The sequence below is a fragment of the Paenibacillus sp. MSJ-34 genome (assembly GCF_018918005.1).
In the GTDB taxonomy this organism is placed as follows: Bacteria; Bacillota; Bacilli; order Paenibacillales; family Paenibacillaceae; genus MSJ-34.
The window spans coordinates 14,985-30,391 of record NZ_JAHLPR010000062.1 but is presented as its reverse complement, the minus strand read 5'-3'; the positions used below and the strand labels follow the sequence as shown (position 1 = coordinate 30,391).

Here is a 15,407-nt window from a genome sequence, read left to right as displayed (position 1 = left end):
AAGGGGATTTCGACAAAAGGTGTAAAAAAGGAACGGGGAAGGAACTGCCGCAGACCGCATTTCATTTATACTGAGCGAACGGGATTTCGACAAAGGGCGCAAAAAGGAGAAACGGGGAAAGGAGTCCTACGGCAGGCCGCCATGTTCCCATTCTGAGCGAAAGGGACTTCGACAGAAGGCGGATAACAGAAGAATACCAGCGTCGGAGACACTGTAAAAAGTCGGCGGGTAAGGAACAGTAACCGTGACTCAACCTGACACTCTACCTGACACTCCACCCGGAATCTCATGCCCGAACGATCTCACCACGAACTACTTCTCCCGGACTACCTTGCCGCTTATGGAACCCCCGTGATGTACGCCATAGCAACTGCGAAAATCCAGTTAATTTCAGCAGAAACGCGATAATTAGGTCGAGCAACTGCAAAAATCCAGTTAAAATGGCCGACAATCGGGACAAAGGGTGGTTTGCGCTTCGAGCAACTGGATTTTTGCAGTTGCTAAAGCGAAATCGGGCTAATTGAGCAATAATAACTGGATATTTGCAGTTACCACAACACGGCGGAGAACAGGCCCAACAAGCACACCAAAAAATCCCTCCAAACCCTCCAATCCCCTTTCAATACTTTGCTGATTTCCGTTAATAATACGGGCAGAGGTGGTACATCATGAGAAGACAAACAGTATATCCCATTCTAGCACTATGTATTGCAAGCTCAGTAGCGTTGAGCGGCTGCAATATACCGAGCCATATTCCCGGATTATCGTCAAAATCTAATGCCAAAGCCGAATCGCATCAGCATGGCCGCCAGACCGCAAAGGGGAAACGAACTGCCGCACGGTCGAGCCAAACCAAAGGCGCCGCAACCGCGGACAAACAAGACAGCCATGCCAAGAACAAGAGCATACATAAGAACAAGCACGGTGATTCGCTGCATGTCGGCGAAGGCATTCACGAGACGGAGTCCTACAATGTCAAAGCTACCGCCAACGACGAGGTCAGCCCCCTTTCCGGCGAAACCACGCCGCGCCCGCACCAAAAACTGCCGAAACGCGTCAAAGCCAAAGGCATTTACGTATCCGGTTGGGTTGCGGGCAACGAGGAGATGCTGGAGAAGTTGATCCGGCTTGCCGACAGAACCGATTTGAACGCGTTCGTCATCGACGTCAAGAATGATTTCGGCAACGTAACGTATCAATCCAACATCCCGCTCGTTAAGCAACTTCGAGCCGATGCGGATCCGCCGATACACGACATAAGCGCATTATTGCAAAAACTGAAGTCCAAAAACATTTATACGATCGGCCGGATCGTTACGTTCAAGGACCCCCATCTGTCAAGGCATCAACAACAGTGGGCCATGAGGACCAAATCGGGGAAGTTGTGGCGCGACAGCGGGAAGAAATCATGGGCTGATCCATACCGCGAGGAAGTATGGCAATACAATATCGATATTGCAAAAGAAGCGGTTGCGCACGGCTTTGACGAAATTCAATTCGACTATGTGCGATTCCCGGACAATGCCAATAAAGTGGACCGCGAAGTTGCCTACGCGAATGAACAGCAATGGACTAAAGCGGAAAATGTGAGCCAGTTTCTGCAAAAAGCGCGCAAGGAAATCAACGAGGCGGGCGCTTACGTGTCTGCAGACGTGTTCGGTCTGGTAACGTCGGCAGCGGACGACATGGGCATCGGTCAAATATGGGGACAAATCGCGCAAGCGGTCGATTATATTTCCCCCATGACCTATCCCTCCCACTACTCCAGCGGATTATACGGCATTTCCAATCCGGATTTGAATCCGTATCAAGTTATCCGCCAAGCGATGATCGACGCAAAGAGCAAGAACGAGGAGGTCCACGAGGAGGATGCGTACGCCGTCGCCGTCTTGGACGAACAGGCGAACCGCCGCGTCGCCGCCATTCGCCCTTGGCTGCAGAACTTTACGGCGACCTGGATCAAGCCGCATCGCCGGTACGGCACGGCTGAAGTGAAAGAACAGATTAGGGCGTTAAAAGACGAAGGAATCGAAGAGTTTCTGCTATGGAGCCCCAATTGCAGATATACGTATGAATAAATTGGCAAGCCCGGCTTTTTCGACATTTTTACAAATGTTTCGTAACACATCCTTGACAGCCCATATCCCCTTTGCTAATATTGCAATAATATTCTGAAAAGAAATGTAAAGAAACGATCTTTCCCAACCTTGCCGGCAAGGTTGGGAAAATTCAAAAAGGGAGGAACTTTCTGGTGTGGGAAACGAAGTTTGCTAAGGAAGGATTAACATTTGACGATGTGCTGCTGGTGCCTCGCAAGTCGCAAGTGCTGCCGCGAGAGGTCGATGTTTCAACAAAATTAAGCGATTCTGTCAAATTGAACATCCCGTTGATCAGCGCAGGAATGGACACGGTCACGGAATCTGCGCTTGCCATCGCAATTGCACGCGAGGGCGGAATCGGGATCATTCATAAAAATATGTCCGTAGCTCAACAAGCGGAGGAAGTGGATCGAGTCAAAAGATCGGAGAGCGGCGTCATTACCAATCCGTTCTCGTTAACGCCGGAGCACCATGTATACGATGCCGAGGAATTAATGGGGAAATATCGTATTTCCGGCGTGCCGATTGTGGATGACAACAAGAAGCTTGTCGGCATTTTGACCAACCGCGACCTTCGCTTCGTTCATGATTATTCCATTAAAATCAAAGATGTCATGACTCGCGACAACTTGGTAACCGCACCGGTTGGAACGACGCTGCAAGAGGCGGAAGTGATGCTGCAGCGCCATAAAATCGAGAAGCTGCCATTAGTAGACGAAACGAATACGTTAAAAGGACTTATTACAATTAAAGATATCGAAAAGGCAATCCAATTCCCGCGCGCGGCGAAAGACGCCCAAGGTAGATTGTTGGTCGGGGCCGCCGTCGGCATCTCCAAAGATACGTTCGAACGGGTAGAGGCGTTGGTACAAGCAGGCGTCGACGTGATTACCGTCGATTCGGCGCATGGGCATCATGTGAACATTCTTGAGGCGGTTCGGAAAATTAGAGCTCTGTATCCGGATTTGACGATTATCGCCGGCAACGTGGCGACGGGCGAAGGGACGCGCGATTTGATCGAGGCGGGAGCGTCCGTCATCAAGGTCGGAATGGGACCGGGATCGATCTGTACGACTCGGGTCATCGCCGGCATCGGCGTGCCGCAAGTGACGGCAGTGTACGACTGCGCGAGCGTTGCGCGCGAGTACGGCATTCCGATTATCGCGGACGGCGGAATCAAGTACTCCGGTGAAATCGCGAAAGCGATCGCGGCCGGCGCCGATGCGGTCATGCTCGGAAGCCTGTTCGCCGGCACGGAAGAGAGCCCCGGCGAGTCCGAAATCTATCAAGGACGCCGATTCAAAGTATACCGCGGCATGGGTTCGCTCGGCGCGATGAAGGAAGGCAGCAAAGACCGCTACTTCCAGGAAAACGACAACAAGCTCGTACCCGAAGGTATTGAAGGCCGCGTAGCCTATAAAGGGCCTTTGGCCGATACGATCCATCAGTTGATCGGCGGACTTCGTTCGGGCATGGGATATTGCGGCGCGGCGTCCATCTCGGAGCTGCAGAACGATACGCAATTCATTCGGATTACCGGGGCCGGCCTTCGCGAAAGCCATCCGCATGACGTGCAAATTACGAAAGAAGCGCCAAACTATTCCCTATAATTCCAGATATTCAACCAACTATTGACAGCAATTGCGCATACGCGACAAAAAGACAGGGTCTTCCAGCCCTGTCTATCTTTTTTTGCGGAAATCGGTATGTTACAATAAGTGAATATGAAGAGAGGCACATGGGCTGAGAGGAGTTGTAAACAGTTGAAACAATCGAGAAGCAACAAGCAAAATGTACACAAACGTTCCATCTTCCAAAAGAGCATCGCTATCATACTTTTATTCCAAATGTTATGTATATCGATCGTTCCGGCCGTGGCCTTTGCGGAAGGAGAACAAACCCAAACGAAACCTCCCGTTAAAGCGACGGCCGAATCGCTCGGTCTGGAGGTTAGTTCGGCCATTCTGATGGAGGCGACGACAGGCCAGATTTTGTTCGAGGATAATGCCGACGTGCCGTTGCCGCCGGCCAGCATGACGAAAATGATGTCAGAGTATATCGTTGCCGAGCAGGTGAAACAGGGCAAACTATCGTGGGATGAAGTGGTCACGGTAGGCGAACATGCTTCCTTGACGAGAGGATCGCGTATTTTCCTCGCTCAAGGAGACCAGCATACGGTTGAGGAGCTCTACATAGCAATGGCGGTCGGATCGGCGAATGACGCGACGGTCGCGCTCGCGGAGAGAGTTGCCGGAACGGAAGCCGAGTTCGTGAAGATGATGAACGAGACGGCAAAAGAAATGGGCATGAAAACGGCTCATTTTATCAATTCGACCGGGCTGGATCGCGGGGATATGCCGGAGAAATACAGACCGGCGGGCGACGACGAGACGGTGTTGTCCGCAAGGGATGTCGCCATATTGGCGCAGCGAATCGTTACGGATCATCCCGACTTTAGTAAATTCACTGCGATACAAAAACACCAATTCCGCCCCCGGGACAAAGATCCCATTATTAACTTGAACTGGATGCTGGAAAGCAACGAATCCATTCCCAGCTTTAAGCGGTACGCATATAAGGGACTCGACGGGTTAAAAACCGGGCATACGAAAGCAGCGGGATATTGTTTTGCAGGAACCGCCGAAAGAGACGGCATGCGCTTGATCAGTGTCGTGATGGGGGCGAAAACCGAACCGCAACGCTTTATTCAAACGAAAAAAGTCCTCGATTACGGTTTCGAGAATTTCGCATTGAAAACGGTCATTTCGCCGAAATCGACGGTCGAAGGCACGGAAAAAGTAAAAATCAAAAAAGGCGTTAAAACGGAAGTTCCCGTGGTAACGCAATCCAATGTCAATTTTGTCGTGCCGAAGAACGGGAATATCGGCAATATCGAATCGAAAGTGGATATTAAGAGCGAGGACGAGCTAGTTGCGCCGATTCAAAAGGAGCAGGTGGTCGGAACGGTGACGTATACTTATAATGACGGAGGAGCCGTGCAGGAAAAAACCGTCAACTTAATCGCTACCGAGGACGTGGACAAGGGCAGCTGGTGGAGATTGTTCTTCCGCGCGATAAAAGACTTTTTCGTCGATATGTTCAACGGAATTAAAAATCTGTTCTAAAATGGGTTAATTCCGAGTTGCCGGGTTGTATATTTCAGGTGCATATTGTAAAATAATTTGTTAGATCAACAATCAATCATACGGTTTGACAAGCAAACGATGTATATAAATTGTGGGGGGCTGACTGTGATGGAGACGGGTACATCTCGTGTAAAAAGAGGTATGGCTGAAATGCAAAAAGGCGGCGTCATTATGGACGTCATGAACGCGGAACAAGCGAAAATCGCGGAAGCGGCGGGTGCCGTGGCGGTTATGGCGTTGGAGCGCGTTCCTTCCGATATTCGCGCTGCAGGCGGCGTGGCCCGTATGGCCGATCCGACGATTCTGGAGGAAGTGATGAAGGTCGTTTCCATTCCGGTCATGGCCAAAGCGAGAATCGGCCATTACGTGGAAGCGAAAGTGCTGGAAGCGATGGGCGCCGATTATATCGACGAAAGCGAAGTATTGACGCCTGCGGATGAAGTATTCCATATTAACAAGCACGAGTTCACCGTTCCTTTCGTATGCGGCGCCAAAGATTTAGGCGAAGCGTTGCGCCGGATCGGAGAGGGAGCTTCGATGATGCGCACGAAAGGCGAGCCGGGAACAGGCAATATTGTAGAGGCCGTAAGACATATGCGTCTCATCAACAGCCAAATCCGCAAAGTGCAAAATTTATCGAAAGATGAATTGTTCGGGGAAGCGAAAAATTTGGGCGTTTCGTACGACTTGCTGCTGCAAGTGCATGAAACCGGCAAATTGCCTGTCGTAAACTTTGCCGCCGGCGGGATCGCAACGCCTTCGGACGCGGCCTTAATGATGCATTTGGGAGCGGACGGCGTATTCGTCGGATCCGGCATTTTCAAATCGGACAATCCGGAGAAATTCGCGCGCGCGATTGTTGAAGCGACGACACATTACGAAGACTATAAATTGATCGCGGAAGTATCCAAAAACTTGGGCACGCCGATGAAAGGAATCGAAATCTCCAAGTTGAACGCATCGGAGCGGATGCAAGACCGCGGCTGGTAAGAAGAAGGGATCCAGGATGAAAATTGGAGTGTTGGCGCTGCAAGGCGCGGTGGCGGAACATATCCGCAGTATCGGGAAAGCCGGCGCCGAGGCCGTTGCCGTAAAACGCACCGAGCAGTTGCAGGAAGTACAGGGACTTATCATTCCCGGCGGGGAAAGCACGACGATCGGCAAACTAATGCGCAAATACGGTTTTGTCGACGCGATCCGGCAATTTTCCGAACAGGGCAAGCCTATTTTCGGCACTTGCGCCGGTTTGATCGTGCTCGCGGAACGGATCGAAGGGGAAGAAGCGCACTTGGGTCTCATGAATATGACGGTGGCCCGCAACGCGTTCGGCCGTCAACGGGAAAGCTTCGAAACCGATCTTCCCGTCAAAGGGATCGACGAGCCGATTCGCGCCGTATTTATTCGTGCCCCCCTCATTAAGGAAGTGGGCCCTAACGTTGACGTATTGTCGACATACAACGGTGAGATTGTAACTGCAAGACAAGGGCATTTATTGGCCTCGTCATACCATCCGGAATTAACGGAAGATCCGCGTTTGCATCAATATTTTGCGGACATGGTGAAGGCCGGCTCTGCTGAATAGAAGGAGCGATTGCTGATGTTGGATGTCAGAATCTTAAGAAACGAATACGAACGTGTCGAGCAAGCCTTGCAACATCGCGGCAAATCGCTCGATTTAATTAAAGATTTCCCGCAATTGGACGCACGGCGCCGTGAAATCATCCAGGAAAGCGAGCAAATGAAAAACCGCCGCAATGTCGTTTCGCAAGAAGTAGCCAAGCTGAAGAAAGCCGGCGATAATGCGGACGCGCTTATTGCGGAAATGCGAGAAGTATCCGACCGGATAAAAGAGATGGATGAAGAGCTGCGCGGCTTGGAATCGCAAATTGAGGAATTGGCGCTGGCGATTCCCAATATTCCGAACGAGAGCGTACCGGTAGGCGCGTCGGAAGAAGATAATGTCGAGATCCGCAATTGGGCCGAACCGACGGCATTTTCCTTTGAGCCAAAAGCGCATTGGGACATTGCGCAGGACTTGGGCATTCTCGATTTCGAATCGGCCGCTAAAGTGACCGGTTCCCGGTTCGTGTTCTACAAAGGACTAGGTGCGCGCCTTGAGCGTGCGCTTATGAATTTTATGATGGATTTGCACAGCGGCGAACACGGTTACGAAGAAATTCTTCCTCCGTATATTGTCAACCGCGACAGCTTAATTGGAACAAGCCAATTGCCGAAATTTGAAGAAGATTTGTTCAAGCTGCGCGATACGGAATATTATTTAATACCGACCGCCGAAGTGCCTGTGACGAACTTGCATCGCGAGGAAATATTGGACGCGCAGGATTTGCCGAAGTATTTCGTCGCGTTCAGCGCTTGCTTCCGTTCCGAAGCGGGGGCGGCCGGCCGCGATACCCGCGGATTAATTCGCCAGCATCAATTTAACAAAGTCGAATTGGTCAAGCTGGTTAAACCGGAAGACTCGTACGATGAGCTGGAGAAGCTGACGGCCAATGCCGAACGAGTGCTGCAATTGCTTAAGCTCCCGTATCGCGTCATGACCCTTTGTACGGGCGATATGGGCTTTGCGTCGGCGAAGACGTACGATTTGGAAGTATGGCTGCCTGAGAGCAAGACATACCGCGAAATTTCGTCCTGCACCAATTTTGAAGACTTCCAGGCGCGCCGCGCGAATATCCGCTTCCGCCGGGAAGCGAAGGGCAAGCCTGAGTTTGTGCATACGTTGAACGGCTCGGGGCTCGCGATCGGCCGGACGGTGGCGGCCATCTTGGAAAATTACCAACAAGAGGACGGCAGCGTCTCGATACCGGAAGTTCTGCAGCCGTACATGGGCAACATCAAGGTCATTGCCAGAAAATAGCCCTTGAAATGCATTTGAATACTATGGTACAATCGAATCTGTCATGACGCCTGCTTACCGGTATGCGATTTGCATTCCGGCGACGAGGCGGCGAGCAGACGATTTCTACCCGGAGAGGTACCGAAGCGGTCATAACGGGGCGGTCTTGAAAACCGTTAGGGTGCAAGCCCACGTGGGTTCGAGTCCCACCCTCTCCGCCATTATAAGCGAATAACATAAGCCATGCCGTCGTTTGAAGCGACTGTATGGCTTTTTTACATTCGGAGGAAAATCCGTTAGCGAGTGCATAAAAGGACCTTCCTTATCGCATGTTATTGGATAGGCGTCTATCCGAATCAAGCTAGTTGGAGGTGTTCATTCTGAGCAACGAAGAGTTGGTGTTAGATCAGCGGAAGCTGGTGCAGGCATGGAGCAATACGTTGCCGACGACGCTGCGCGACGGCGAGCATGCCATCGTGACGGCGGACGGAGCGGATCCGCATATGCTTCGAATTCATATCGATGCGGCGGGCCGCCAAATGTACTCTTTCGATTTCCAATGCACTTATGTCGATTCGCGGGAAGTGAAGGTCGATCTCGTGGATGTCGAACGGGACGGGACGACGGTCGATGAACGGACCGAATCGATCCAGGAAATGGCGCAAAATTATGTGCGTCATATCCATGAATGCGCGCAAGCGCTGCATGACGTTACGCATCCTTGACTTATCAACCCAGTTTGAAAGGAGATGGCATCCTTGCCGAAAGCGAACAAACATGCCGATAAAAATTTACGCAATGTCGTGGAGGAGTTGAACGAGACTCCCGTTACGAGCCATCAGGCGCAGCAATTCCAACAGGATGCGAACGATCGGCGCCATCAGGACGCGCTCAATCACGACGAACCGACCGATTTGCAGCATCCGCATTCGTAACCTATTGGGGCGGAAGCGGCCGGATGCAGCCCAATATGACGGAATAAGGGAGGCGGGAACATTATGAGCAAGCCGAAGAGCATCCCCGTGCCGGAAGCTATGGAAGAAGAACGGCATCATGAGGGAGAACGAAATCGCGCAAACCGGGAACCGTTATCCGGTTCCAAAAAAGTGAAACAGCGCAATCATGTGAGTCATCATAACACGGAAGGTTAGCCCAAATGCCATGATGAAACCTCGATTTACAGCATCCTGTGAATTGAGGTTTTTTATTGTGTCTATTTTTTAGTATAATGAAAAAACAGACTTGCAGCCTGTGAGAAAGATTAGCGCGAAGAGGCCGCGCGCAAGAGATTGAAAGGAGAATGTTATGCAGCAAACGAACATACCGTCTGTACCTCAACCGAAAAAAGCGCATTTGAAAGCATCATGGGCAGATATATTGACAAGAGGCGTCTTTATTGCGATTGGCGCCACCCTGATGGCCGTTGCGCTCGAGTTTTTTCTCGTCCCTAATTCCATTATTGACGGTGGAGTTACTGGGATATCGATTATTTTCTCGCATTTAACGGGGCTCCCGCTGGGTCTGTTGTTATTTGCGTTAAACTTGCCGTTTCTGTTTATCGGCTATAAACAAATCGGAAAGACGTTCGCATTATCGACGTTATTCGGGATTGCGATTATGTCCGCGATGACGGCAGCGTTCCATCACGCCCATCCGGCAACGGACAATGCGCTGCTTGCCACCGTTTTCGGAGGGATCATCCTCGGGGTCGGAGTCGGTCTCGTCATCCGTTTCGGAGGCTCTTTAGACGGAACCGAAATTGTCGCCATTCTGATTAACAAGAAAATCCCGTTTTCCGTTGGCGAAGTCATTATGTTTTTCAACCTGTTCATTTTAAGCAGCGCCGGTCTGGTATTCGACTGGGACCGCGCCATGTATTCGCTTATGGCGTATTACATCGCATTTAAAGTGATCGATATCGTCGTCGAAGGCCTTAACGAATCGAAGTCGGTATGGATTATTAGCGATCAGTACAAAGATATCGGCGATGCGCTCGTGGACCGCTTGGGACGGGGAGTGACTTACTTGAACGGCGAGGGCGGATTTTCAGGCGATGACAAGAAGGTGATCTTCTGCGTTATCACCCGTCTGGAGGAAGCGAAATTGAAATCGATTGTAACAGAGCTCGATCCTGCCGCATTTCTGGCTGTCGGCAATATTCACGATGTCAAGGGCGGACGGTTTAAAAAGAAAGACATTCATTAGCGAGTTTTAAGAGGTTGTTCAAAAAGTGCTCTTTTGATCACGAAGTATATCTAGACCTTCCCGGTGCTGAAAAGTTACCTTTTTGAACACGCATTTTAAGGGGAATTATTGGTTATCGTTTTAGTACCTTTCAGCTATTTTCATTTCCGGCCGGCTGGGTTATGATGTTTTAGGTGCAAAATATTTTCATGGAGTGAGAGGAGAAACACATTGAAGAGAAAAATATGGTTGTCGATGTTGGCTTGTATGTTGGTCGTTATGGTCGTACTATCAGGATGTGCGTCCAAGAAAGACCCTAAAGAATCCGTACAGGCCGCAATGGAAAATGCTTTGAAAATGAATTCTTACGAATTGACAGGATCTCTCAAAATCAACGAGTTGTCTGTCAACGATCCCGCATTGGAGCAGGACCCGGCTGCAGGGATGGTCTTGAATTTATTGAAAAACGCCGAGGTTAACGTCTCGGGCGTATTCCAGAAAGACCCGATGCAAATGGAAATGACATTGGAAGTGAAGCTGCAGGGGGATATGGCAATCACGCTTTCGGTTCCGATGGTCATTACAGAAGACAAAATGTGGATGAAAATTCCGAACATCCCGATGCTTGGGCTGCCGGAGTCGATGGTGGACAAATTTATCGAAATCGATATGAAGAAGCTTGCTGAGGAACAAGACGCCGATTTGAATGTCGGAGCGCTCGATTTCACCAAATCGCAAGAGTTGAGCCAAGAATTGACGAAAGTGGTCCTCGGCGGATTTGACGGCAAAACGTTCTTCTCCGATGTGAATGTGAAAGAAGCAGGGCTGCCGGAAGGCGTGGATGCGAAGCAAGTCGTTAAGTTCGATATTACCGACAGCAATCTGGAACAAGCGGTCACAGTTTTCGTCAAAGACGTGCTTCCGCAAATTCTCGACCTTATGTCGAGCGACAAATATAAAGATATGTTCCAATTGCAGCAAGAGGAAATCGATAAGTTGAAAAAAGAGATCAGCGACGAAGCCGAGCTTAAGAAAGCTTTGGAGGAATTGAAGAAAGCGGTCAAAATCAATCAGTTCTCGATAACGACAGCGGTGAGCAAAGACGACTATCCGGTTTATCAAGACGTCAATGCCAACCTCGATATTACGAATGAAGGAACGACGGTGAAGCTAGGCTTGCAGGCGTCTTCCCAATATTCGAAAATTAACGAGAAAGTCGAATTCAAAATCGGCATTCCAACCGATGTCATTACGATGGAAGAACTGGAACAGCAATTTAACTCTTTTGGCATGTAATAGGGAATCCATGGTAGGGGCGGCATTGCCGCCCTTTTTTTCATGCGCGTTGCGAATCAAGATCAAGATCCTCCGCCAATAGGGCGTACATCCGGTGATCTTCCCACTTGCCGTTGATTTGCACGAGCTTGCGCGATATGCCTTCCGCAATGAACCCCGCTTTTTCAAGGACGCGCTGGGAAGCGATGTTGCGCGGCATGGCTCCGGCTTGAATGCGGTGCAGACGCAGCTCGGTAAACGCATATTTCGCAATCATCCGGACGGCTGCGGTCGTGTACCCCTTCCCCCCAAAATCGGGGTCGATGAAATAACCCAAATCGGCGTATTGGCCCGGCCCGCGGACCACATTCGTCAGTGCCAACCTGCCTACCAGCCGTTGATCGTCCGCCGTAAAGACGCCGAATGTATAAGCGAGGTCGTTGATCTCGTCGTTCGCCCCTTTTTCCAACAGCCGGGTTTGCGTTTCCAACGTAAAGAAATCCGGGTCCCGCAACGGTTCGAACGGTTGCAAATGTTCGCGATTTTTCAATCGGAGCTCGGTCAGCGCCGGGGCATCGTCCGGGCGAAGCGAGCGAACGTATATGTTGCGTTCCGAATCGTACATTTTCATCATGCGTTAAGCCCTCCGTTACTCGTTTTTCTTCTGGCGAAGCTGACGGAAGAAATCGGTCAGCAGCGCGGAGCATGTTTGCTGCAATACGCCGCTAATCACTTCCGTTTGATGGTTGAACCGCGAATCTTGCAGCAAATTCATTAACGTTCCCGCGCAGCCCGCCTTCGGGTCTGCCGTTCCGTAGACGACCAAAGGGATGCGCGACTGTACGATCGCTCCCGCGCACATCGGGCAAGGCTCCAAGGTGACGTACAAGCGGCAATCGAGCAGCCGCCATGCTTGCAGCGTCTCGCTGGCTTGGCGGATCGCGATCATCTCGGCATGAGCGGTGCCGTCCTTAGCCGTTTCCCGCAAATTGTACCCGCGGCCGACGATTTTCCCATCATGCACGATGACGGCGCCAATCGGCACTTCGGCGATCGCCTCGGCTTTCTTCGCTTCGGCAATGGCCGCTTCCATCCAATATTCATGTTCCCGCCACGCGTCGCTGTCGCGGTTATTCACAAGCTCATGGTCCTGCACAATATGTAATACCTCCTAATGAGCGCATAAAAGGAATAAATCGTTGTTCGATCTGTGTATAAACATTCGCCTTGTCCCTCGAACACGTATTCCTTGTTAACGTTCTGTGCATAAATCTGTGGATAACACGTTAGTTGTACACAGTTTTATGCACAAGTTATCAGAACAATCCACAAATCTGTTAACAACTTGTTGATAATCTGAATCTATTGTAGAAAATTACACGGCGAATGGCAATAAAATATTCGGCGGCACGACGCGCAGGTTGTCGGACTTTGCCAAAAATGACCGAAAAGGTTATGATTAGAATAGTTAGTCAACCAGATCGGCCCAACGTATTTGCTCATACGAGGTGAAATCTTAGTTGTCTATTAAAGCCAAATTGTCTTTTATTATTTCGGGTACGCTGCTAGTTATTATGTTTTTCAACATGATGCTGAATTATTTTTCCACAAAAGAAAATTTGCGTCTGGACAGCGAAGAGAAAATGATGCTGGCCGCCAAACAAATAGCGATTGCGATCGAGCAAGCGCATTTTGGCGCGGATTACATCGAGCGTATTTTGGAGGAGAAGCTCCGCCTCGCCGCAGTCTACGCGGCAAAAGAATTGGATCCGGATATCAACAAGATTGCGAACGAGCAATTGGTTCGATTGAGCGAAACGTTAGGAATTTCCCATATCGCGTTATTCGAGACAAGGCCGGGGGGAATCGTCGTCCGGCGATCTTCAAATCCGGACGATTTAGCCGCATCGGCTCCGCAAGGGAATTTCCCGATGGAATTGGAACCATGGTTTGCTACGAAACAAGGAGAGGCGGGGGAAGAGCAGGAGCAGGATCATTTCTGGTCGGGTCCGATCAAAATATCGGAATCCAATTCGAACAGTGTGGATAAGTGGGGGTTTTATTATGACGGCCAACGAAACTATGTAATCGATCCATATATTAAAGGCAGAGAGATTGAAGATTTCTCCAAATTAACGGATATGGACGAGACGGTCAAACAAACGATCGAAGCCAATCCGCATATTTTGGAAATTGCGGGGATTCGTCCGGAGCAGTTCATCGAAGAAGCGCGTTCGGCGCAGGAGGAAGGCCGCAGCTTCGAAGGCAAAGCGAATGGCTCCATCGCTTTCGGGACATATACCTATGCCGACCGCGAATACGATATCCGCAACGTCGAGAAGGCCAGGCAAGGGGAAGCGGTGTTCTATCAAACGAAACTGGGCGGCTTGCAAGTGATTAAGAGCTTCATCCCCGTGCCGCAAGATCCGTCCTATCTGGTCAGCATTGTTATGGATTATAAGATGATATCTTCCGTGCTGGGCGAGCAATTGATCAACAATATCGCCATCTCGATCGTTTTGCTGGAGATTACGATTATCGGCAGTTATTTTTTGTCCGGCATGATTATTCGGCCGCTCCACGCCATTTTAGACAAAGTGAATGAAGTGGCGGACGGCCATTTCGGCTCCCGGTTGAAAATTAAAAGCAAGGACGAGCTTGGACTGTTGGCCAAGCGCATCAATACGATGACGCATAATTTAAGCCGGTATACGAACCAACTGCAGCAATCGTACGAGGAGAACCGGGCGATGAAAGATCAGCTGGAATCGTTTATCAATCAAACCTCGGATGCGATTCATGTCGTTGATTTGGAAGGCAGGGTCATCCGGGCGAACAAAGCGTTCGAACAGTTATTCGGCTGGAGCGCCGAAGAGGTGCTCGGAACCGTTCCGGCCATCGTTCCGGACAGCCATCGGGAGGAAGAGGAACAGGCGGCCAAATGGATCGCATCGGGGAAACCTTTGGTAGCGCACGAAACGATACGAATCACGAAAAGCGGACAACTGCTGGACGTGAGCGTCAGTACGTCGCCCATATACGATGAGAACGGGAATTGCACGGCTTATGCCAGCATCACGCGCGACATTACAGGCAACAAAAAAATGGAGGAACTGCTCCGACGTTCCGAAAAGTTGACGACAGTCGGGCAATTGGCGGCGGGCGTTGCGCATGAAATTCGCAACCCGCTCACCACATTGCGCGGGTTTCTGCAGTTTCAACAGCAGACCCGAACGTTGAATTTGCAACATACCGATTTGATGCTGTCCGAATTGGATCGGATCAACTTGATCGTGAGCGAGTTTCTCATCTTGGCCAAACCGCAAGCGACGCAATTTCAGAAGAAAGATGTGCGTTATATTTTGGGAGATGTCATATCGCTCTTGGATTCGCAGGCGCATCTCTTCAATATCGAATTCGTGACCCGCTTTACGTTCGCGCCTTCGGTCATCGAATGCGAGGAGAATCATTTAAAGCAAGTGTTTATCAACATTCTTAAAAACGCGTTCGAAGCGATGCCCGGGGGCGGTACGATCGTATTGCAGCTTATGATCGTGGATCAGGACCAAGTATGCATTCGGATTATCGACCAGGGCCACGGCATTCCGGAAGATAAAATATCGCTGCTGGGCCAACCTTTCTATACGGACAAGGAGACCGGCACCGGCCTCGGTTTAATGGTCAGCCAACGTATCATTCAAAGCCACAAGGGTACAATGGAAATTACAAGCGTGGTGAACGAAGGCACGACCGTGACCATTACGTTGCCGTTGGCGCGGGAAGAGGCGAAGGAAGACAATCTGAAAGAGAAAGCAGGGAGCGGTCGTTTGACCGTCTGACATCGGG

Annotated in this window: 14 protein-coding genes and 1 tRNA gene; 13 read left to right on the top strand and 2 right to left on the bottom strand. The window is 50.4% G+C overall.

The features are described from left to right. The first annotated feature begins 668 nt into the window (after nucleotides 1-668). The 12 genes from KQI79_RS24280 (at nucleotide 669) to KQI79_RS24225 (ending at nucleotide 11,582) form a co-directional block, all read left to right on the top strand. Nucleotides 669-2,078: a putative glycoside hydrolase gene (locus tag KQI79_RS24280; RefSeq protein WP_216540890.1), complete on the top strand. Its 1,410-nt coding sequence runs from the start codon at nucleotides 669-671 to the stop codon at nucleotides 2,076-2,078. 173 nt (nucleotides 2,079-2,251) lie between these two features. Then, nucleotides 2,252-3,709 carry an IMP dehydrogenase gene (gene guaB / locus KQI79_RS24275; RefSeq protein WP_216540889.1) on the top strand — a complete coding sequence of 486 codons (1,458 nt, stop codon included), beginning with the start codon at nucleotides 2,252-2,254 and terminating at the stop codon, nucleotides 3,707-3,709. 114 nt (nucleotides 3,710-3,823) lie between these two features. Beyond that, nucleotides 3,824-5,224, top strand: coding sequence for a D-alanyl-D-alanine carboxypeptidase family protein (locus KQI79_RS24270; protein WP_216540894.1), 1,401 nt, complete (start codon nucleotides 3,824-3,826; stop codon nucleotides 5,222-5,224). Nucleotides 5,225-5,350: 126 nt separating this feature from the next. After that, entirely contained in the window at nucleotides 5,351-6,235 is an 885-nt protein-coding gene (pdxS, locus tag KQI79_RS24265) for a pyridoxal 5'-phosphate synthase lyase subunit PdxS (protein ID WP_216540888.1), read from the top strand. A gap of 16 nt (nucleotides 6,236-6,251) precedes the next feature. Next, on the top strand, nucleotides 6,252-6,827 hold the full coding sequence (pdxT, locus tag KQI79_RS24260) for a pyridoxal 5'-phosphate synthase glutaminase subunit PdxT (protein ID WP_216540887.1): 576 nt from the start codon (nucleotides 6,252-6,254) through the stop codon (nucleotides 6,825-6,827). A 15-nt stretch (nucleotides 6,828-6,842) separates the two neighbouring features. Beyond that, complete coding sequence (gene serS / locus KQI79_RS24255; protein WP_216540886.1) at nucleotides 6,843-8,123, top strand: serine--tRNA ligase; 1,281 nt, start codon at nucleotides 6,843-6,845, stop codon at nucleotides 8,121-8,123. 111 nt (nucleotides 8,124-8,234) lie between these two features. Continuing rightward, nucleotides 8,235-8,323, top strand: a tRNA-Ser gene (locus KQI79_RS24250). A 144-nt stretch (nucleotides 8,324-8,467) separates the two neighbouring features. Continuing rightward, nucleotides 8,468-8,827, top strand: a complete 360-nt coding sequence (locus KQI79_RS24245) for a hypothetical protein (RefSeq protein WP_253298384.1) — start codon at nucleotides 8,468-8,470, stop codon at nucleotides 8,825-8,827. A gap of 33 nt (nucleotides 8,828-8,860) precedes the next feature. Next, nucleotides 8,861-9,037, top strand: a complete 177-nt coding sequence (locus KQI79_RS24240; protein ID WP_230193350.1) for a hypothetical protein — start codon at nucleotides 8,861-8,863, stop codon at nucleotides 9,035-9,037. Between the two features lie 63 nt (nucleotides 9,038-9,100). Continuing rightward, nucleotides 9,101-9,253: a small acid-soluble spore protein P gene (locus KQI79_RS24235; protein ID WP_216540884.1), complete on the top strand. Its 153-nt coding sequence runs from the start codon at nucleotides 9,101-9,103 to the stop codon at nucleotides 9,251-9,253. Nucleotides 9,254-9,407: 154 nt separating this feature from the next. Continuing rightward, a complete protein-coding gene (locus KQI79_RS24230) occupies nucleotides 9,408-10,307 on the top strand; it encodes a YitT family protein (protein WP_216540883.1) in 900 nt (299 codons plus the stop codon). Nucleotides 10,308-10,517: 210 nt separating this feature from the next. Next, complete coding sequence (locus KQI79_RS24225) at nucleotides 10,518-11,582, top strand: DUF6612 family protein (RefSeq protein ID WP_216540882.1); 1,065 nt, start codon at nucleotides 10,518-10,520, stop codon at nucleotides 11,580-11,582. 40 nt (nucleotides 11,583-11,622) lie between these two features. Here the strand turns inward: KQI79_RS24225 and KQI79_RS24220 are convergent, their stop codons facing one another. Together KQI79_RS24220 and tadA are read right to left on the bottom strand one after the other, a co-directional pair. Next, nucleotides 11,623-12,195 carry a GNAT family N-acetyltransferase gene (locus KQI79_RS24220; RefSeq protein ID WP_216540881.1) on the bottom strand — a complete coding sequence of 191 codons (573 nt, stop codon included), beginning with the start codon at nucleotides 12,193-12,195 and terminating at the stop codon, nucleotides 11,623-11,625. Between the two features lie 15 nt (nucleotides 12,196-12,210). Further along, nucleotides 12,211-12,717: a tRNA adenosine(34) deaminase TadA gene (tadA, locus tag KQI79_RS24215; RefSeq protein ID WP_367398238.1), complete on the bottom strand. Its 507-nt coding sequence runs from the start codon at nucleotides 12,715-12,717 to the stop codon at nucleotides 12,211-12,213. Nucleotides 12,718-13,081: 364 nt separating this feature from the next. Here tadA and KQI79_RS24210 point away from each other — a divergent pair, with 364 nt between their 5' ends. Continuing rightward, nucleotides 13,082-15,400 carry an ATP-binding protein gene (locus tag KQI79_RS24210; RefSeq protein ID WP_216540880.1) on the top strand — a complete coding sequence of 773 codons (2,319 nt, stop codon included), beginning with the start codon at nucleotides 13,082-13,084 and terminating at the stop codon, nucleotides 15,398-15,400. The last annotated feature ends 7 nt before the right edge of the window (nucleotides 15,401-15,407 follow it).

What these genes read in the sequence shown, in the direction of transcription:
- KQI79_RS24280 (WP_216540890.1), top strand. Translation starts at nt 669, where the DNA reads ATGAGAAGACAAACAGTATATCCCATTCTAGCACTATGTATTGCAAGC.
- KQI79_RS24270 (WP_216540894.1), top strand. Translation starts at nt 3,824, where the DNA reads ATGAAGAGAGGCACATGGGCTGAGAGGAGTTGTAAACAGTTGAAACAA.
- pdxT (WP_216540887.1), top strand. Translation starts at nt 6,252, where the DNA reads ATGAAAATTGGAGTGTTGGCGCTGCAAGGCGCGGTGGCGGAACATATC.
- serS (WP_216540886.1), top strand. Translation starts at nt 6,843, where the DNA reads ATGTTGGATGTCAGAATCTTAAGAAACGAATACGAACGTGTCGAGCAA.
- KQI79_RS24235 (WP_216540884.1), top strand. Translation starts at nt 9,101, where the DNA reads ATGAGCAAGCCGAAGAGCATCCCCGTGCCGGAAGCTATGGAAGAAGAA.
- KQI79_RS24230 (WP_216540883.1), top strand. Translation starts at nt 9,408, where the DNA reads ATGCAGCAAACGAACATACCGTCTGTACCTCAACCGAAAAAAGCGCAT.
- KQI79_RS24220 (WP_216540881.1), bottom strand. Translation starts at nt 12,195, where the DNA reads ATGATGAAAATGTACGATTCGGAACGCAACATATACGTTCGCTCGCTT.